This window comes from Aeromonas lacus (assembly GCF_000764665.1).
Taxonomy (GTDB): Bacteria; Pseudomonadota; Gammaproteobacteria; order Enterobacterales; family Aeromonadaceae; genus Aeromonas; species Aeromonas lacus.
Window position 1 is genome coordinate 128,115 of record NZ_JRGM01000136.1, and the last position, 17,862, is coordinate 145,976.

The following is a 17,862-nucleotide window of genomic DNA, read 5'->3' on the forward strand; positions in this document are numbered from 1 at the left end:
TCATGGGGTGGCCTTGCAGCCGAGCCACCCTTCGCGACCCGGCAGGGTGCCGCGCAGCAGGTGACCGGTCGGTAGTTGAGTCGGGTCGGACGGGAGCAGCTCGCCAAGGGGGACGAAACGGATACCGCGCGCTTTGGCCTCGCCGAGCAGGGCATCGAACTGATCCGCCATTACGATCCCCTCCACCTCGGCGTGGATGGTGTAGACATGGGGGCCCGGTTGCGGCGCCGCGGTCAGCTGATCCAGCAGGAAATGGTTGAAACCGTCGACCGTCACCTGATGCCCCACCACCTCGTCAAAGGTGGGCAGGTTGACCGGGATCTGCGGGGTGCCGGGCCGTCCATCCTCCAGAATGGGACGGAACAGGCCGCAGCCACGACAGTCGCTGTTGTAGCGAAAGCCGAACTGCTCCTTGGCCTGGGTGGTGAGCGAATCAGCCCGCCAGCCAGCGGCGGCGGAGCAATCTACCTCTCGCCCCAGAATGTTGCTCAGGGCATCGACTCCGAGCCGGGTCTGACGGATCAGCTCGGTCTCATCCCAGCGGCCGGTGTTGGCCTGCCAGCCGTGGTGATCCCAAGCGTGCAGCCCCACCTCATGGTGCGCCTGATCGGTGTCGCGCATCAGGGACCCGAGCTGCTTGCCGATGGACTTGCCGGGCCAGGCGGTACCGGCCAGCAGGATATCGAGTCCATACAGAGATGCTGCGTTGGAACGCAGCATCTTGAGCAGGAAGCGGGGCTTGAGCAGGCGCCACAGGTGGCGCCCCATGTTGTCGGGACCGACCGAGAAGAAGAAACTCCCCTTCATCTGATGCCGGTCGAGCAGTTGCAGCAGGCGGGGCACCCCGTCACGGGTCCCCCTGAAGGTATCGACGTCGATCCGCAGACCCACCTCAGTCATGCTCGACTCCTGTGGTGACCGCCCCTTGCAGGAAGAAGTCCAGCGTCTTGCCGATGGTCTCTTCCATCTCGATGGTCGGTTCCCAGTCGATCAGCTTGCGGGCATTGCGGATGCTCGGACGACGGTGGGAGACATCCTGATAGCCGTCGCCGTAGAAGGACTTGCTCTCCACCAGCTTGAAGCCGGCGAACGGCGGGAAGTGGTCGCGCAGCGGGTGGGCATCGAACTTGGCGAGCAGCACCTCTGCCATCTCGCGAATGCTCGCCTCGTTGTCCGGGTTGCCGATGTTGATGATCTGGCCGTTGCAGCGATCGTCCCTGTTCTCGACGATGCGGAACAGGGCTTCGATGCCATCCTCGATATCGGTGAAGCAGCGCTTCTGGGCGCCGCCATCCACCAACTGGATCGGGGTACCGTCCACCAGATTGAGAATGAGCTGAGTGATGGCGCGGGAGCTGCCGATGCGGGCGGAGTCCAGACTGTCGAGGCGCGGCCCCATCCAGTTGAAGGGGCGGAACAGGGTGAAGTTTAGCCCCTCTTTCTTGCCGTAGGCCCAGATGACCCGATCCAGCAGCTGCTTGGAGACCGAATAGATCCAGCGCTGCTTGTTGATGGGGCCGACGATGAGGCGGGATTCATCTTCGTCGAAGCTGTGATCGTCGCACATCCCGTACACCTCGGAGGTGGAGGGGAAGATGATGCGCTTGTTGTACTTGACGCAGTAGCGGACGATCTTGAGGTTCTCCTCGAAATCGAGCTCGAACACCCGCAGCGGGTTACGGGTGTACTCGATGGGGGTGGCGATGGCCACCAGCGGCAGGATCACGTCGCACTTCTTGATGTGATACTCGATCCACTCGGTGTGGATGCTGATGTCCCCCTCCACGAAGTGGAAGTTGGGGTGACCGATGAAACGGTCCACCGCGCTGGATCCGATGTCGAGGCCATAGACCTCGTAGCCGCCATCCTTGAGCAGACGCTCGGTGAGGTGGTTGCCGATAAAGCCGTTGACGCCGAGGATCAGCACCCGGGTCAGGCGCGCCTTGCGCAGGGCATTGCTCGCCTTGGCGCCGATCTTCATTCCTTCGACCAGCCCCAGCTCGCGGGCCAGCTGGGCGCCGCGTATATAGAGCCCCCCTTCGGCCTGACCGGCCAGGATCTCCAGCACTCCTTCACCACAGGCCACGCGCAGCGGGTCGTGGGAAAGAATGGTGCCCGGCTGCTGGTCACTTTGGATTGCCAGCGGTTGCGCCTTCCAGACCGTCAGCTTGCGATCGCCGGCAAAGCTGAAGGCACCCGGATAGGGCTGGGTGACGGCGCGCACCAGATTGTTGAGCTCGCGGGCCGGGCGGTGCCAGTGCAGCTCGCCATCGGCCGGGGTGCGGCGGCCATAGTAGCTCGCCTTGCTCTCGTCCTGCGGGGTGAAGCGGCACTCCCCGCGCTTGAGTTTGACCAGCTCACCTTCCAGCAGGGCATGGGCAGCCTGGCGCACCTTGCCATGCAGGGTCAGCGCTGTGTCGTCGTCGGCAATGGTCACTGCCTGCTGGGCTACGATATCGCCGGCATCGGCACGGGCTGTCATCCGGTGCAGGGTGATGCCGGTCTCGGTCTCGCCATTGACCAGACACCAGTTGATAGGGGCTCGGCCGCGATAGGCGGGCAGCAGGGAGCCGTGCAGGTTGAAGGCACCGACGGTCGGGATATCGAGGATCTCCTGCTTGAGCATGTTGCGGTAGTAGAAGGAGAAGATGGCCTCGGGTGCCAGCTCGCGAATGCGCTCAATCCAGAGCGGATGGTTCACGTCTTCGGGGGAGAAGACCGGCAGATCGTGCTCGGCACAGAGCTGGGCTACCGAGTCGAAGAAGCGGTTCTCGCCCGGATCATCGGCGTGGGTGAAGACTGCCTGGATCTGATAGCCGGCCTGAAGCAGGGATTCGATACCGGTACAGCCGATATCGTGATAGGCAAAGACGACAACGTTCATGATTGAGTTTCCTGTTGCGAAGCATCCGGGGTGGAGCGAACGATTTGGTGAATGAAGTAGCGGGGGCGGGCGCGGACATCGGTATACATGCGGCCAATGTACTCACCCAGCAGCCCCATCCCGATCAGCTGCACGCCGACAAAGGTGAAGAGAATGGCAAACAGGGTGAAGACGCCGTCTGCTGCCCAGTCGGCGCCCATCAGCAGGCGCAGCAGGATCAGCAGGATCGAGAAGGTGAAGCCGATCCCCGCCACCACACTGCCGACGATGCTGAGCAGGCGCAGCGGGGCTGTGGTCATGCAGGTGACCAGGTCGTACATCAGGTTGATGAGGTGCATCAGGCCATATTTGGATTCGCCGTGGGCGCGCTCGGCGTGGCCCACCTCCAGCTCGGTGGTACGGCGGGCAAAGCTGTTGGCCAGAATGGGGATGAAGGTGCTGCGCTCCTGACAGCAGAGCATGGCGTCGATGATGTGGCGGCGATAGGCGCGCAACATGCAGCCGTAGTCGCTCATCTGGACGCCGGTCGCCCGCTGTACCGACTTGTTGATAAAGCGCGAGGCCGTCTTGCGAAACCATGAATCCTGCCGGTTGCGGCGGATGGTGCCGACCACGTCGTATCCTTCCATGGCGGTGGCGACCAGTCGCGGGATCTCTTCCGGCGGGTTCTGCAGGTCGGCATCCAGGGTGATCACCAGATCCCCTTTGGCCGTCTCGAAGCCGGCCATGATGGCGGCATGCTGGCCATAGTTGCGGTTGAGCAGCACAGCGACCAGCTTGCTCCCTTCGCGGGCGGCAGCTTCGCTGATGATGGCGGTGGAGCGGTCGCGGCTGCCATCGTCGATCAGGATCACCTCGTAATCCTGACTCAGCTGATCGCAGGACTCGGTGACGCGCCGCAGCAGCTCGGGCAGGCTCTCCTCCTCGTTGTAGACGGGGATGATGACGGAGACTCGCTTGATATCGTTATGGTTCACGTGTCGTTACTCCAGTATGTCGGTCAGGGCTGCCACGACCCGATCCACGTCGGAGAGTGTCATGTCGGGGAAGAGGGGCAGGGTGCAGAGCCGTGACGAGTTCCACTCGGTATTGGGCAGCGAGAGCGCCGGGTAGCGCTCCCGGTAGTACTTCTGGGTATGGGCCGCCTTGAAGTGCAGGCCGGTGCCGATACCGCGCTCCTGCAGTGCCTGCATCAGCTGATCGCGATCGAGGCCGCAACGGGCCGGATCGACTCGCACCATGAAGAGGTGCCAGGCGTGCAGGTGGGAATAATCAGGGATGGCGAGCGGCTCGAACGGCAATCCCTCCAGCTGCTCCCGATAGCGGGCAACCAGGATGGCGCGCCGGGCGTTGAGCTCGGGCAAGCGGGCCAGCTGTACCAGGGCGATGGCGGCGTTGATGTCGGCCAGGTTGTACTTGAAGCCCGGCATGATTACCTCTGCCTGCGGCTTGCGACCCAGCGTCATCCGGTCGAAGGCATCCACCCCCAGACCGTGGAATTTCAGCATCCGCACCTTGTCGGCCAGTGCCTTGTCATCGGTCACCAGCATGCCCCCTTCGGCACAGGTGAGGTTCTTGATGGCGTGGAAGGAGAAGATGGCGGTGCCGGTCTCGCCGATCCAGCGGGCGCGATAGCGGGTGCCGACCGCATGGGCGGCATCTTCGATGACCGGAATATCGTGCTGGCGACCCAGGGCGAGGATGGGGTCGAGGTCGACCGGCGCCCCGGCGTAGTGAACCGGGATGATGGCCCGGGTGTTGGGGGTGATGAGCGGGGCTATTTGCCCGGCGCTGACCATCAGGGTATCCCTGTCCACATCGACAAAGACGGGAGTCGCCCCCAGCAGGGTGATGATGTTGATGGTGGAGACCCAGGTCTGGGAGGGGGTGATCACCTCGTCACCCGGGCCAATCCCCAGTGCCATCAGGGTGACATGCATACCGGCCGTTGCGGAGCAGAGCGCTACCGCATGCTGGCAGCCAAAGGTCTCGCAGAAGCGCTGCTCCAGCTCATGATTTTTCGGGCCAGTGGTGATCCATCCCGATTGCAGAACCTCGCTGACGGCGTTGATCTCGGCCTCACCCATGGCGGGTTTTGAGAATGGCAAAAAGTTTTTCATACGACTCCAGTCTTAATGTCGCAAGAGATCAAATGGCGATGAAAACCGGTATTGCCGATTTTCACTGGAAATATGCATGGCGCAGATATCTATATCGTTTGATATATTTTCGAAAGTAGCTGAATAGCGAGTTTTCATTCAAGCGCACAGCAACACTTGGTAACAATTGCTGGTGTTTTTATGGAAAGCTCAATTTGGAAATGTCTCGTAACAAAATATTGCTTGGTTTTATTTTGAATTGGTGTTTAGCCACTTATCTTTAGTGTCACTACTCGAGCTATTTGCCATTGCTGAATAATCGCCATGTCATTCAGCATTGAAATTTCTTGTTACAAATTGCCCGTAGTGCAATTGGGGAAAGGATGTAAAGTTTCCAGCATCACGCATTATGGAATAGTCGTTATGAATATCACCGTTTTTGGCAGTGGCTATGTCGGGCTGGTACAGGCAATTGTATTGGCCGATGTCGGCCATCAGGTTGTTTGTATTGACCTCGATGCAGAAAAAATAAGCCGGTTGTCCCGCGGCGAATTACCTATTTATGAACCCGGGCTGGATTCATTGCTGCATCAGACACTACAAAATGGCTCGCTGAAATTCACCACGGATATATCCATGGCGGTTACCCACGGTGAGGTGCAATTCATCGCCGTCGGTACGCCCCCCGATGAGGATGGTTCGGCCGATCTGAGTGCCGTCAGGGCGGTGGCGAGATCGATTGCCCAACATCGTGTAGACGAGGTGATCATCGTCAACAAATCCACCGTGCCGGTTGGTACGGCAGACAAGGTGTTCCACTGGGTCAGTGAGCAGCAAGCCGAGCTTGGCAAGCAGTTTGAATTCGATGTGGTCTCTAATCCCGAGTTTCTCAAAGAGGGGGCGGCCGTCCGTGATTGCCAGCGCCCGGATCGTATCGTCATCGGCACCGGCAAGGAGCGCTCCAGAGCCGTGATGCGCGAGCTGTACGAGCCCTTCAACCGCAATCATGACCGCATTCTATTCATGGATGTGCGCAGTGCCGAGCTGACCAAGTACGCCGCCAACTGCATGCTGGCAACCAAGATCAGCTTTATCAACGAGATTGCCGGGCTGGCCGAGCGGGTTGGTGCCGATATCGAGCTGGTGCGGCAGGGGATCGGTGCCGATCAGCGCATCGGCTACCAGTTTATCTACCCCGGCTGCGGCTATGGCGGCTCCTGTTTTCCCAAGGATGTGAGGGCGTTTCTGGCGACAGCCGCGGCCCTCGACTACGACACGCCGCTCATCCGCGCGGTGGAGCGGGTCAACGAGCGGCAGAAGTTCAAGCTATTCGATACGCTGTCCACTCACTTTCAAGAGCGGGGCGAGTCGCTGGCGGGCAAGACCATCGCCATCTGGGGGCTCGCCTTCAAACCCAATACCGATGACATGCGCGAAGCGCCGAGTCGGGCCCTGATGGAGGCGCTGTGGCAGGAGGGGGCGCGGGTGCAGGCCTTTGACCCGGTGGCGATGAAGGAAGCGCAGCGCATCTATGGCTGCCAGCCCGAGCTGTCGCTGATGGGCACCAAGGAGGCTGCGCTGGCGGGGGCGGATGCACTGGTCATCTGCACCGAGTGGAACGAATTCAAGGCGCCTGACTTTGCCCAGCTCAAGAAGATGCTGGCCATGCCGCTCATCATCGATGGTCGCAATCTCTATGATCCGCACAAGATGAAAACCCAGGGCTTCTCCTACTACGCCATCGGACGTGGGGAGACCATTGCAGAAGGAATGAGCCATGCCACGCCCTGAAATATCGGGGCGCAAGCTCTGCTGGATGTTGCTGCTGGTGACTCTGGTGCTACTGTTTGGCCAGTTTGATCATCAGCTCTGGACTCCTGATGAACCCCGCGAAGCGGCCATTGCGCTCGAGATGTACCGCAGTGGTGACTGGGTGTTACCTACCCTGGGAGGGCGCAGCTTTATCGAGAAGCCGCCGCTCTTCTACATGGCCGCTTTGCCGTTTCTTGATGGGTTTGCATCCTGGCTGGGGATAACCAACACCCTGCGTTTGGCGGGCGTGGTCTGGGCGGCAGGCATGCTGCTCTTCACCGGCCTGCTGGCCTATCGCCTGCTCGGCAACAGGTCAGCGGCACTCTGGTCGGTCATCGCGCTGGGCACCATGGAGGGTTTTATTATCAATACGCACTGGATCAGGACGGACAGTGCGCTCGCCTTCTTTGTCGTATTTACCCTCTGGGCATTTGCCGAATATTATCTGGCGCATCGCAACTTGATGGTGATTATTGCCGGACTGGGTCTGGCTGGCTGTTTTATGGCAAAAGGGCCGATTGGGCCATTGACGGTATTTTTCGGCTGGTTGCCTCTCTTTACTTTTGCTGCGCGCAAAACTTCAAGCGAGAAAGGCGTCCCCATTTTTATATTTCAGCACTTGCTGATGTTGCTCTTTTTTATATTTCCGGTCACAGCCTGGGTTCGTGAGCTAATTAATCATGCCGATGGCGATGCCTTGTGGCATGAGTGGTTATGGCAAAATCAGGTTGGCCGTTTGACAGGCGCTTCGACCGAACTGGGTCATATCAAGAAAGGTGCCTACCTCTATTATTTGTGGGGCATGGTGGAATATACCATCCCATGGTTGCCATTCATTTTTTATTGGGGCTGGCAAACGGTGAAACAGCGGGAGTGGAACCGTGAGCGGTTATTTTTGCTGTGCTGGGCGCTGGGAACCCTTTTATTGTTAACTCTCTCTTCGACCAAGCGAACCCTCTATCTTTTCCCGCTATTGCCGGTATTTGCCATCATGCTGGGTCAGGTCAGCCTGAGCTGGCCGGTGTGGACTGCCCGTTATGGTCGGGGGTGGCTCTACTTCATGCTGCTGTTTTGCGTCGCCATCATTGCACTCCCTCTGCTCGGTCTGCCACTCCCTGTCGCCATTCATATTCCGGCAGAGGTTCAGCAAGCCGCCAGCAAGCTGGGGTGGCGCTACATTCCCGCCATCACCCTGTTCGTGATGGCGCTGGAGCTGTTGTTGCGGCGCAAGGAGGTGCATGGCGCCATTCATATCACCAGCTCGGTGGCCATCATGTTTCTGCTCACCTTTGCGCTGGTCTACCCGCTGATCGATGCCGCCAAGGGGGTTTCGGGCAAGATGACCCATCTGCTTGAGGGGATACCGCTCGAGACGCGGGATCGCATTGCCGGCTGGCGGCTGGGTGAAACCGAGCTAGGTCTGCTCTCTGTCTATGAAGAGATGCAGGTAGTGAATCTCGATGCGGAGGCGGCGCGTAAGGTGATTACCTGTCGCAGTGATGATTTCGATGCGGTGCTGGTCAACGGTACGGCGAGGGAGGTGGCAAATCTGCTGGAGGGGATCCCCTATCAGCAGCTGGCACAGACCTCGCTTCGTTCGGACAAGGGGCAATTGCTGACGCTGGTTGCCGCAGAGCAGTGCCATTGACCTATCTATTTCCACTTCAGGAGCGTCGGATGACGCAATATGTTCGTTTTTTAATAGTTCCGCTTTGTCTGCTCAAGGTACCTGCCGGTCATGCTGGCAGTGGTTTTGAAACCTATGGCGATATCGGCCAGGTTGTGATTCCGGTGGCGGCGGCACTCATCTCATGGGGGGAGGATGATCTCGAGGGGCTGAAGCAGTTTGGTTACTCGTTTGCCACCACCACAGCGCTGGTGCAGGGGATGAAGTTCACCATTGATGCGGAGCGACCATCCGGCTCTGGCCAGAGTTTTCCCTCCGGTCATACGGCGGCGGCATTTAGTGGCGCCAGCTATCTGCAGATCCGCTATGGCTGGCACTACGGGTTGCCGGCGTACATTGCGGCCGGTGCTGTGGGCTGGTCGAGAGAGAATGCCGAGCAGCACTACTGGCGCGATATCATTGCCGGAGCAGCCATCGCGACCGGGATTAGCTATCTGTTCACGACACCGCTATCTCGCAATATGGTGGTAGCGCCGGTTGCCATGCAGGGGGATGCCCGCGGGGTGGGGTTTCACTACCGCTATTGATTGCGGATATAAAAAAACCGATGCCAAGGCATCGGTTTTTTACTGTTACCGGTTTATTCGCACTCAGCTGCGGGCGAGGCGGTTTTCCGGGTAGTTCTTGGCCAGTACTTCGCGAGCATGCTTGGCCAGCTCCGGCATCTTCAGGGTGTCGTAAGACTCGACCATGATCTCCAGCGCTTTTTCGGTTTCGGCTGTGTCGGGATAGGTCTCGACAATCAGTTTGGCCCGGTTGGCCGCGGCGACCAGTGCATCACGCTTCACGTAGTACTCGGCGACGCTCAGGTCATATTTGGCCAGACGGTTCTTCAGACCAATCATGCGGGCACGGGCATCGGCGGCATAGACGCTGTTGGGGTAGTTCTGCAACAGGGTCTTGAAGTCCTGGAATGCCTGGCGGGCATAGGCCGGGTCTTTGTCATCGCGGGAGATGCCAAAGAGGCTCTGGAAGAAGTTGTAATCCGCCGCCATGTTGGTCAGGCCGCGCATATAGAAGACGTAATCGATGTTCTTGTGCGCCGGGTTGAGGCGGATAAAACGGTCGATATTGGCGATCGCCTGAGCGGTATCATCCTGCTTGTAGTAGGCATAGATGAGGTCAAGCTGCACCTGGTTGGAGTAGGCGCCGAACGGGTAGCGAGAGTCCAAAGCCTCCAGCAATTCAGTGGCTTGCACGTAATTGCCAACGTCCAGTTTGAGGCGTGCTTTCTGGTACAGGGTCTCCGGCGGTTCGTCGGGTACCTTGGGTTTGGTGCTGGAACAGCCTGTGATCAAGGTAGCGACCAAGGCGAGCGACATCAGCAGGTGAGACTTCTTTCCCATCAACAACATCCGGTCCATTTCCACGAAATTGGCAAAGTATCCGTTATGCTTGGCTAAAAGAAAAGCTAGAATACCCGGATTATTTCGAATTGATACCCCCGCTCAAGAGACCATACATGAGCCAGCATATTGAACTGACAGGCGAATTCCAGGATCACCAATTCGGGCAGCGACTCGACCAGGCCCTGGCCGAATTGTTTCCCGACTACTCCCGAACCCGCATCAAGGAGTGGATTTTACAGGACAAAGTGACCCTGGATGGTCAGGTTGCCAACACCCCGCGCGAGAAGGTGATTGCTGGGCAACAGGTGCATGTGGATGTAGAGCTGGAAGATGACACCCGCTTCGATGCGCAGGATATCGAGCTCAACATCGTTTACGAAGACGAACACATTCTGGTGATCGACAAGCCGGCCGGTCTGGTTGTCCACCCGGGAGCCGGTACGCCGGATGGCACCATTCTCAACGCCCTGCTGCACCGCTACCCCGGTATTGCCGAGGTGCCTCGTGCCGGTATCGTGCATCGTCTGGATAAAGACACTACAGGTCTGATGGTGGTTGCCAAGACCGTTCCGGCCCAGACCCATCTGGTGGAAGCGCTGCAGGCGCGCCAGATCACCCGTGAGTACGAAGCGATCGCCATCGGTCACATGACCGCCGGCGGCACCGTTGATGCGCCCATCGGCCGTCACCCGACCCAACGTACCCACATGGCCGTCGTGCCCAATGGCCGTCCTTCCGTGACTCACTACCGTGTACATGAGAAGTTCCGTGGCCACACCCGTCTGCGTCTGCGTCTGGAAACCGGTCGTACCCACCAGATCCGTGTCCACATGGCTCACATCAAGCATCCGCTAGTGGGTGACCCGGCCTACGGTGGCCGTCTGCGCCCGTTGCGCAACGCCACGCCGGAACTGACCGAGGTGCTGCGTGGCTTCCGTCGTCAGGCTCTGCACGCCACCATGCTGCAGCTGGCCCACCCCATTACCGGTGAGGTCATGCAGTGGCACTCCCCCACGCCGCAGGACATGCTGGATCTGATGGAGGTGCTGCGTGCAGATACCTTGGCCAATCCGGACGAACTGGTCTGGAAATAGTGGTAAATCTGGCTGTGTTGCGACGACTTCTGCCGTAACCCGCCGATACAGCGCGTAGTACACAGAACCTTGAAACGGGGCGTCTTGACTGGTTGCAGCCAAGAGCCCCGTTTCCATTTGAACAATAGAGCGTGAAGGAGTGAGCAATGAAATGGATTGAACCCGACTGGCCGGCGCCAGCACGCGTCCGGGCGCTTTCGACCACCCGTGACGGTGGTGTCAGCGAAGGTGTCTTTGCCGGTCTCAATCTGGGGGCCCACGTAGGGGACGAACCGGCCAGGGTCGAGGCCAACCGGGCCCGGCTGCAGCAGGTGGCCGCCATCCCGGGACCCCTCAACTGGCTCAATCAGGTACACGGCACCGTCGTTCATCCGGTCAGCCGCCATTATGAGCAGGCGCCGGATGCCGATGCCGCCTGCGCCCATGAGGCGGATCAGGCCTGCATCGTGATGACCGCCGACTGTCTGCCGGTACTCTTCTGCGATCGGGCCGGTTCTGTGGTGGCTGCCGCCCATGCCGGCTGGCGTGGACTGCAGGAGGGCGTACTGGAGGCAAGCATCGCGGCCATGGGCTGCGAGCCGGGCGAGATCCTGGCCTGGCTGGGCCCGGCCATTGGCCCTGCCGCATTTGAAGTGGGTGGTGAGGTGCGCGAGGCCTTTATGGCGGAGCAGGCCGAAGCAGAAGCGGCGTTCGTGCCTTCGTCCAATGAAGGGAAATGGCTGGCGGATATCTACCAGCTAGCGCGGCTGCGGCTGGCCCGCGCCGGCGTCACCGCCGTCTATGGCGGTGAATACTGCACCTTCAGCGACAGCGAGCAGTTCTACTCTTATCGTCGCAACGGCCAGACCGGCCGCATGGCCTCCATCATCTGGTTGGCGTCCTGATGAATCTCCCCGCCCTGCATCGTGCAAGGGCGGGGATCCTGCTTTTGCCCCGTTTTGCAGAAAAAATAACCAGCATCGCCCCTTGAAATAGCCCGTACGGGCCTCATCTTTCATCTCAGAAAGTTATGTTGTTTGCCGCGCAAGCGGCGTCTGCCTGTTTGAAGGGGGAGTGCAATGCGCCTCGATCGCCTTACCAGCAAATTCCAGATTGCTATTTCCGATGCCCAGTCTCTTGCGCTGGGTCGTGACCACCAATTCATCGAACCCGTTCATCTGATGACCGCGCTGGTCAATCAGGATGGCGGCTCTATCCGTCCGCTGCTCACCCTGACCGGGATGGATATCAATGCCCTGCGCTCTCGCCTCGGCGAGGAGCTCGATCGCCTGCCGCGCGTCAGCGGCGTAGAAGGGGACGTGCAGCTCTCCAACGGCCTCGGCCGCCTGCTCAACGTCTGTGACAAACTGGCTCAGCAGCGCAAGGATCAGTTCATCTCCTCCGAACTGTTTGTGCTGGCGGCCCTCGACGAGAAGGGAACGCTGGGCGAGCTGCTGCGCGCTCAGGGGCTGACCAAAGAGAAACTCGAAGCGGCCATCGACAAGGTGCGTGGCGGCAAGAAGGTGGAGGATGCCAACGCCGAGGAGAACCGTCAGGCGCTGGAGAAGTACACCATCGATCTGACCGAGCGAGCCGAGCTCGGCAAGCTCGACCCGGTGATCGGTCGGGATGACGAGATCCGCCGTACCATTCAGGTGCTGCAACGCCGTACCAAGAACAACCCGGTACTGATCGGGGCCCCCGGTGTCGGCAAGACCGCCATCGTTGAGGGGCTGGCCCAGCGCATCATCAACGGCGAGGTGCCGGAGGGGCTCAAGAACAAGCGGGTGCTCTCCCTCGACATGGGGGCGCTGGTGGCCGGTGCCAAGTATCGCGGCGAGTTCGAGGAGCGGCTCAAGGCCGTGCTGACCGATCTCGCCAAGGAGGAGGGCAACGTCATCCTCTTTATCGACGAGCTGCACACCATGGTCGGCGCCGGCAAGGGCGAAGGGGCCATGGATGCGGGCAACATGCTCAAACCGGCGCTGGCCCGTGGCGACCTGCACTGCGTCGGGGCCACCACCTTGGATGAGTACCGTCAGTACATCGAGAAGGATGCCGCGCTTGAGCGCCGTTTCCAGAAGGTGCTGGTGGAGGAGCCGACAGTTGAAGATACCATCGCCATCCTGCGCGGCCTGAAAGAGCGTTACGAGCTGCACCACCATGTGCAGATCACCGACCCCGCCATCGTGGCGGCGGCCCAGTTGTCGCACCGCTACATTGCGGATCGCCAGTTGCCGGACAAGGCCATCGACCTTATCGACGAAGCGGCAGCCAGCATCCGGCTGCAGATCGACTCCAAGCCCGAGGCACTCGATCGCCTCGAGCGGCGCATCATCCAGCTCAAGCTGGAGCAGCAGGCGCTGATGAAGGAGGACGATGACGCCAGCCGCAAGCGTCTGGAGCTGATCAATCAGGAGATTGGCGAAAAAGATCGGGAATACAACGAGCTGGACGAGGTGTGGAAGGCCGAGAAGGCTGCCCTCGCCGGCACCCAGCATATCAAAGCAGCGCTGGAACAGGCCCGCCAGGATCTCGACGTGGCACGCCGCGCAGGCGACTTGGGCCGCATGTCCGAGCTGCAATATGGCCGCATTCCCGAGCTGGAGAAACAGCTGGATCTCGCCACTCAGGCCGAGATGCAGGAGACCAGTCTGCTGCGCAACCGGGTCACCGACGTGGAGATTGCAGACGTCTTGGCCCGTTGGACCGGTATTCCGGTCGCCCGCATGCTGGAAGGGGAGCGCGACAAGCTGCTGCGGATGGAAGAGCAGCTGCACAGCCGGGTGATTGGTCAGGAAGAGGCGGTCGATGCGGTCTCCAACGCCATTCGCCGCTCCCGTGCCGGGCTCTCCGACCCGAATCGCCCCATCGGCTCCTTCCTGTTCCTGGGGCCCACCGGGGTGGGCAAGACCGAGCTGTGCAAGGCGCTGGCGGAGTTCCTGTTCGATACCCAGGATGCCATGGTGCGGATCGATATGTCCGAGTTCATGGAGAAACACAGCGTGGCCCGTCTGGTGGGGGCGCCTCCCGGCTATGTGGGTTATGAAGAGGGCGGTTATCTGACCGAGGCGGTACGCCGTCGTCCCTACTCGGTGATCCTGCTGGACGAGGTGGAGAAGGCGCACCCGGATGTGTTCAACATCCTGCTGCAGGTGCTGGATGATGGCCGCCTGACCGATGGTCAGGGTCGTACCGTTGATTTCCGCAACACCGTGGTCATCATGACCTCCAACCTCGGTTCGGATCTGATTCAGGAGCACCACTCCGAGAAGGATTACGACGAGATGAAGGCGATGCTGATGGATGTGCTGACTCGTAGTTTCCGGCCGGAGTTTATCAACCGGATCGACGAGACGGTGGTGTTCCATCCGCTCGGCGAGGAGCACATCAAGTCCATCGCCCGGATCCAGCTCAAGAGCCTGATGGGCCGTCTCGAGGCTCAGGGTTACGAGGTGGAGGTGAGCGAAGCGCTGCTCAACAAGCTGGTTCACGCCGGGTTCGACCCCGTCTACGGGGCACGACCCCTCAAGCGGGCGATCCAGCAGAAGGTGGAGAACCCGCTGGCACAGGCGCTGCTCTCCGGCCGCATCGTTCCCGGCAAGAAACTGCTGCTGGGAGCCGACAGCAACGGCCTCACCATGACCCAGTGACCAGTCTCGTATCTATGTTTGCAACGCCAGCCCTCGGGCTGGCGTTGCCATATCTGGGCGATGGAAAATAAAAAAACGGCAATCCGAAGATTGCCGGGAGGAATGTAGTGAAGCGACCTGACGTGGGTTGAGCGGGTCGCAGGGGCAAGCCCCCGATTGCGAAGCGTGGCCACAGCTGGCCTTGCTTCTTACAGCCTGCCGGGGATGCGCTCGCTCAACCCCGACGGCCACCTGCCTGTTGCCATGCCGGCTGCGATGGCCGGCATGGCCTTCATTCGTTACAGCATGCCTTGCACGGCAGCTTTCATCTCGGCTGGCCAGACGCCGACCTGTACCTGACCGATATGCTCTTTTTGCAGCAGCAACATGGCCAGACGGGATTGGCCGATGCCGCCGCCGATGGTTTGCGGCATCCGTGCGGCCAGCAGATCCCGATGCCAGTCGTACTGCAGGCGATCTTCATCGCCGGTGATGGCCAATTGGCGGCGCAGCGCCTCGGCATCGACCCGGATCCCCATGGAGGAGATCTCGAAGCTGTCTTGCAGCACCGGGTTCCACACCAGAATGTCACCGTTCAGACCCGCCAGACCCAGCTCGCTGTGGCTGCTCCAGTCGTCATAGTCCGGGGCGCGCACATCGTGGCGCTCGCCGTGGGACAGAGCTCCGCCGATGCCGATCAGGAACACGGCCCCCAGCTCCTTGGCGATGGCGCGCTCGCGCCCCTTGGCATCGAGATCCGGGTAACGGGCCAGCAGCTCTTCGCTGTGCAGGAACTGGATCTCGGCTGGCAGGAAGGGGGTCAGCTCATGCTCGGCACAGACCGCGCGCTCGGTGGCCTTGATGGCGGCCCAGATACCGCGCACGGTCTCCTGCAGATAGGCCAGATCGCGGCGCTCGCTCGGCATCACCTTCTCCCAGTCCCACTGATCCACATAGACGGAGTGGATGGGGGTGAGCTTGTCTTCGTCCGGACGCAGCGCCTTCATGTGGGTGTAGATCCCTTCGCCCGGGCCGAACCCGAAACGACCCAGGGTCTGGCGCTTCCATTTGGCCAGTGAATGCACCACTTCGTAGCTGTGCTCCGGCAGGGTCTTCACCTTGACCTGCACTGCATTCTCGTGGCCAGAGAGGTTGTCCTGAGTGCCATCACCGACCCGGCTCAGAATGGGGGCTTGCACCTCCATCAGACCCAGTTGCTGGGCGAGTTGGCGGGAGAACATCTCTTTGACGAAGCTGATCTGCTGTTGGCTGCGAATGTAGTGCTGTTTCATGCTGAATTCCTGTTTCAAATTCCGTTGGATGTGGTGATTCTTCAACAGAACGACAAGTAAATTCAATATTCGATAATATAAATAGGCTTTGTGTGTTTTTTTCTTCAAAATAAGTTGGTTTTTAATAATGTATCGTTAACGGGAGGGCAAAAAAATGCCGGAAAATTACCGGATCGATAATCTCGATCAGGCCATCCTCACCGCCCTGATGGAGAATGCGCGTATTCCTTATGCCGAACTGGCCAAGCAGCTGGCGGTCAGCCCGGGCACCATCCATGTGCGGGTGGAGAAGATGAAGCAGGCGGGGATCATCGAGGGGACGCGGGTGCAGGTGAACCCCAAGAAGCTGGGCTACGACGTCTGCTGCTTTATCGGGATCAATCTGAAAAGCGCCAAGGATTACCCCTCGGCACTGGACAAACTGCAGGCGTTGGACGAAGTGGTGGAGGCCTACTACACCACCGGCCACTACAGCATCTTTATGAAGGTGATGACCCGCTCCATCGACGAGTTGCAGATTGTGCTGATCAACAAGATCCAGACCATTGACGAGATCCAGTCCACTGAAACCCTGATCTCGCTGCAAAACCCGATATTAAGAGATGTGAAGCCCTGACCGGCTGATCAGGGTTCGATATAGGGAATGCCGTACTTGTCGTAGAGCGCCTTGAGCCGACCATCCCGTTTCATATGCAGCAGTTCTGCATCGTAGGCGGCCATCTGGGCAGGGGTATTCTTGTCCGCTTTGGCGCGGGCCCAGGTGTTGAAGTAGGGGCTGCTCTTGAGCGGTTTGGGCAGGTAGTCGAGCTTGCCCTCCAGCCCCTCTTCCCTGATCTGGGCAAAGGCGGTGACCAGCGGCATGGGCACGGTATCGATCCGCCCGGCCAGCAACTTGCGCAGCTGCAGCCGATTCATAGGAATTTGCTGGAAGTGGTAGGCAGGATCGGCCATGGCCGCGGTGAGCTCGGGGGTGTAGGAAAAATTCCTGGTCACGCCGATCCGCCAGGGTTTGAGGTCGGCCAGCGTCTCGTAACGGATCTTTAGCTGGTCTGCCTTGCGTACAAAGAAGTGCCAGCTGTGGCGAACATGGGCCTGCTGGGGGTAGATGAGATAGCGCTCGCGTGCTGCATTGTAGGAGTGGGTCAGTACCATATCGCAGAGACCGGTTTCGGCATTGCGGGTGAGGCGGGCGCCGGAGTCGATCAGTTCTATTCGGACAGGGATCCCCAGCTTGCCGAAGATGGCGGTGACGATGTCGATATCGAGGCCACGGGGCTGCTGATTGGCATCGAGAAATTTGAGCGGGTGCTCCATGGTGCCGCAGACTACCAGCTCTTTGGCGCATAGGCTGATCGGGAACAGTAGTAGCCAAAGCAGATGGGTTACACGCAAACTACCCCTCCTGAACCCGGATGAAGAACTTTGGAGCCTGATCCCCGTATATTGGGTGGCTCCTGATTGGTAGAGGCGACAGTGTATGGCAAACCCTGAAATCGAGAGCCCGCTGGACGGGATAGACAAATTGACCGTCCTCCTATATCGCCTTGGCTTGAGCGGTGCGGCGCTGTTGCTACTCTGTCGCGGTGCGGCCTTGTTGAGTCATGGTGACCTGCTGCCACCGGCACAATGGTTGATGTTGCTGGCGCTGGCAAGCGCTATCTGTGCCTTTTCGCTGCACATCTACGACAAGCGGATTCGGCTGATACTTCAGGGTTCTGGATGGGCCGCACTGGCGTTGTTCTCCATCGGAGCTCCGGATGCGCTGGTGCTGGGGGCCGCCCTGGTTACCCTATCCGGGCTGGCCTTCAAGGAGCAGTTCTGTTTTGCGATCCCCGGGATCAAACTGGTGCCATTGCTGCTGCCGCTGTTGTGGTTGCTGGAGTGGTTGCAAGTGGTATGGGCCGCTGCCCTGGTGGCGCTGGTGAGCGGGGCTCTGCTCATCCTGCTGGCGCTGGCCAAGTGGCGGATGCCCCTCCATTTTGATATTGGTGACAAGGGGCGTTACCAGATCTAGCTTTGTTGCCAGCCGTGGTG

15 protein-coding genes are annotated in these 17,862 nt (G+C 59.8%); 8 read left to right on the plus strand and 7 right to left on the minus strand.

Going from position 1 to position 17,862, the window contains the following annotated elements; all coding sequences use genetic code 11:
* Genes arnD through arnB form a run of 4 tightly spaced genes read right to left on the minus strand, consistent with a single transcriptional unit; the run spans window position 1 to window position 5,004 of the window.
* Window positions 1-900 carry a 4-deoxy-4-formamido-L-arabinose-phosphoundecaprenol deformylase gene (gene arnD, locus LG31_RS0112595; RefSeq protein ID WP_033114820.1) on the minus strand — a complete coding sequence of 300 codons (900 nt, stop codon included), beginning with the start codon at window positions 898-900 and terminating at the stop codon, window positions 1-3.
* Entirely contained in the window at window positions 893-2,884 is a 1,992-nt protein-coding gene (gene arnA / locus LG31_RS0112600; protein WP_033114821.1) for a bifunctional UDP-4-amino-4-deoxy-L-arabinose formyltransferase/UDP-glucuronic acid oxidase ArnA, read from the minus strand. Before arnA ends, arnD begins: the two co-directional genes overlap by 8 nt.
* Window positions 2,881-3,861 (minus strand): undecaprenyl-phosphate 4-deoxy-4-formamido-L-arabinose transferase, encoded by a 981-nt coding sequence (arnC, locus tag LG31_RS0112605; RefSeq protein ID WP_033114822.1) that lies wholly within the window; start codon window positions 3,859-3,861, stop codon window positions 2,881-2,883. Before arnC ends, arnA begins: the two co-directional genes overlap by 4 nt.
* Before the next feature lie 6 nt (window positions 3,862-3,867).
* Window positions 3,868-5,004 (minus strand): UDP-4-amino-4-deoxy-L-arabinose aminotransferase, encoded by a 1,137-nt coding sequence (gene arnB / locus LG31_RS0112610; protein WP_033114823.1) that lies wholly within the window; start codon window positions 5,002-5,004, stop codon window positions 3,868-3,870.
* 402 nt (window positions 5,005-5,406) lie between these two features.
* On the opposite strand from arnB, the gene LG31_RS0112615 reads away from it, so the two are divergent.
* Genes LG31_RS0112615 through LG31_RS0112625 form a run of 3 tightly spaced genes read left to right on the plus strand, consistent with a single transcriptional unit; the run spans window position 5,407 to window position 9,009 of the window.
* A complete protein-coding gene (locus LG31_RS0112615; protein WP_033114824.1) occupies window positions 5,407-6,774 on the plus strand; it encodes a UDP-glucose dehydrogenase family protein in 1,368 nt (455 codons plus the stop codon).
* Complete coding sequence (locus tag LG31_RS0112620) at window positions 6,761-8,443, plus strand: ArnT family glycosyltransferase (protein ID WP_033114825.1); 1,683 nt, start codon at window positions 6,761-6,763, stop codon at window positions 8,441-8,443. The genes LG31_RS0112615 and LG31_RS0112620 overlap by 14 nt, the downstream gene beginning before the upstream one ends.
* Before the next feature lie 29 nt (window positions 8,444-8,472).
* Window positions 8,473-9,009 (plus strand): phosphatase PAP2 family protein, encoded by a 537-nt coding sequence (locus LG31_RS0112625; protein ID WP_050513457.1) that lies wholly within the window; start codon window positions 8,473-8,475, stop codon window positions 9,007-9,009.
* Window positions 9,010-9,072: 63 nt separating this feature from the next.
* Here the strand turns inward: LG31_RS0112625 and LG31_RS0112630 are convergent, their stop codons facing one another.
* The gene (locus LG31_RS0112630) at window positions 9,073-9,828 is read right to left on the minus strand and encodes an outer membrane protein assembly factor BamD (protein WP_033114826.1); all 756 of its coding nucleotides are present in this window, start codon (window positions 9,826-9,828) and stop codon (window positions 9,073-9,075) included.
* Between the two features lie 116 nt (window positions 9,829-9,944).
* On the opposite strand from LG31_RS0112630, the gene rluD reads away from it, so the two are divergent.
* From rluD to clpB, 3 genes are all read left to right on the plus strand, one after another.
* The gene (gene rluD, locus LG31_RS0112635) at window positions 9,945-10,925 is read left to right on the plus strand and encodes a 23S rRNA pseudouridine(1911/1915/1917) synthase RluD (RefSeq protein WP_033114827.1); all 981 of its coding nucleotides are present in this window, start codon (window positions 9,945-9,947) and stop codon (window positions 10,923-10,925) included.
* Window positions 10,926-11,071: 146 nt separating this feature from the next.
* The gene (pgeF, locus tag LG31_RS0112640) at window positions 11,072-11,809 is read left to right on the plus strand and encodes a peptidoglycan editing factor PgeF (RefSeq protein WP_033114828.1); all 738 of its coding nucleotides are present in this window, start codon (window positions 11,072-11,074) and stop codon (window positions 11,807-11,809) included.
* 174 nt (window positions 11,810-11,983) lie between these two features.
* Complete coding sequence (clpB, locus tag LG31_RS0112645) at window positions 11,984-14,557, plus strand: ATP-dependent chaperone ClpB (protein WP_033114829.1); 2,574 nt, start codon at window positions 11,984-11,986, stop codon at window positions 14,555-14,557.
* A gap of 278 nt (window positions 14,558-14,835) precedes the next feature.
* Here the strand turns inward: clpB and asnA are convergent, their stop codons facing one another.
* A complete protein-coding gene (asnA, locus tag LG31_RS0112650; protein ID WP_033114830.1) occupies window positions 14,836-15,828 on the minus strand; it encodes an aspartate--ammonia ligase in 993 nt (330 codons plus the stop codon).
* A gap of 154 nt (window positions 15,829-15,982) precedes the next feature.
* Between asnA and asnC the strand changes: the two genes are divergently transcribed.
* On the plus strand, window positions 15,983-16,444 hold the full coding sequence (gene asnC / locus LG31_RS0112655) for a transcriptional regulator AsnC (RefSeq protein WP_033114831.1): 462 nt from the start codon (window positions 15,983-15,985) through the stop codon (window positions 16,442-16,444).
* Window positions 16,445-16,452: 8 nt separating this feature from the next.
* Here the strand turns inward: asnC and LG31_RS0112660 are convergent, their stop codons facing one another.
* The gene (locus tag LG31_RS0112660) at window positions 16,453-17,220 is read right to left on the minus strand and encodes a substrate-binding periplasmic protein (RefSeq protein WP_033114832.1); all 768 of its coding nucleotides are present in this window, start codon (window positions 17,218-17,220) and stop codon (window positions 16,453-16,455) included.
* An 85-nt stretch (window positions 17,221-17,305) separates the two neighbouring features.
* Between LG31_RS0112660 and LG31_RS0112665 the strand changes: the two genes are divergently transcribed.
* Complete coding sequence (locus tag LG31_RS0112665) at window positions 17,306-17,842, plus strand: DUF2301 domain-containing membrane protein (RefSeq protein ID WP_033114833.1); 537 nt, start codon at window positions 17,306-17,308, stop codon at window positions 17,840-17,842.
* Window positions 17,843-17,862: the final 20 nt, after the last annotated feature.

Bases quoted from the DNA above. Each gene is read 5' to 3' on its own strand.
- LG31_RS0112615 (WP_033114824.1), top strand. From the start codon at position 5,407: ATGAATATCACCGTTTTTGGCAGTGGCTATGTCGGGCTGGTACAGGCA.
- LG31_RS0112665 (WP_033114833.1), top strand. From the start codon at position 17,306: ATGGCAAACCCTGAAATCGAGAGCCCGCTGGACGGGATAGACAAATTG.
- clpB (WP_033114829.1), top strand. From the start codon at position 11,984: ATGCGCCTCGATCGCCTTACCAGCAAATTCCAGATTGCTATTTCCGAT.
- asnC (WP_033114831.1), top strand. From the start codon at position 15,983: ATGCCGGAAAATTACCGGATCGATAATCTCGATCAGGCCATCCTCACC.
- LG31_RS0112630 (WP_033114826.1), bottom strand. From the start codon at position 9,828: ATGGGAAAGAAGTCTCACCTGCTGATGTCGCTCGCCTTGGTCGCTACC.
- rluD (WP_033114827.1), top strand. From the start codon at position 9,945: ATGAGCCAGCATATTGAACTGACAGGCGAATTCCAGGATCACCAATTC.
- LG31_RS0112620 (WP_033114825.1), top strand. From the start codon at position 6,761: ATGCCACGCCCTGAAATATCGGGGCGCAAGCTCTGCTGGATGTTGCTG.
- asnA (WP_033114830.1), bottom strand. From the start codon at position 15,828: ATGAAACAGCACTACATTCGCAGCCAACAGCAGATCAGCTTCGTCAAA.
- pgeF (WP_033114828.1), top strand. From the start codon at position 11,072: ATGAAATGGATTGAACCCGACTGGCCGGCGCCAGCACGCGTCCGGGCG.
- arnA (WP_033114821.1), bottom strand. From the start codon at position 2,884: ATGAACGTTGTCGTCTTTGCCTATCACGATATCGGCTGTACCGGTATC.
- arnB (WP_033114823.1), bottom strand. From the start codon at position 5,004: ATGAAAAACTTTTTGCCATTCTCAAAACCCGCCATGGGTGAGGCCGAG.
- arnD (WP_033114820.1), bottom strand. From the start codon at position 900: ATGACTGAGGTGGGTCTGCGGATCGACGTCGATACCTTCAGGGGGACC.
- LG31_RS0112625 (WP_050513457.1), top strand. From the start codon at position 8,473: ATGACGCAATATGTTCGTTTTTTAATAGTTCCGCTTTGTCTGCTCAAG.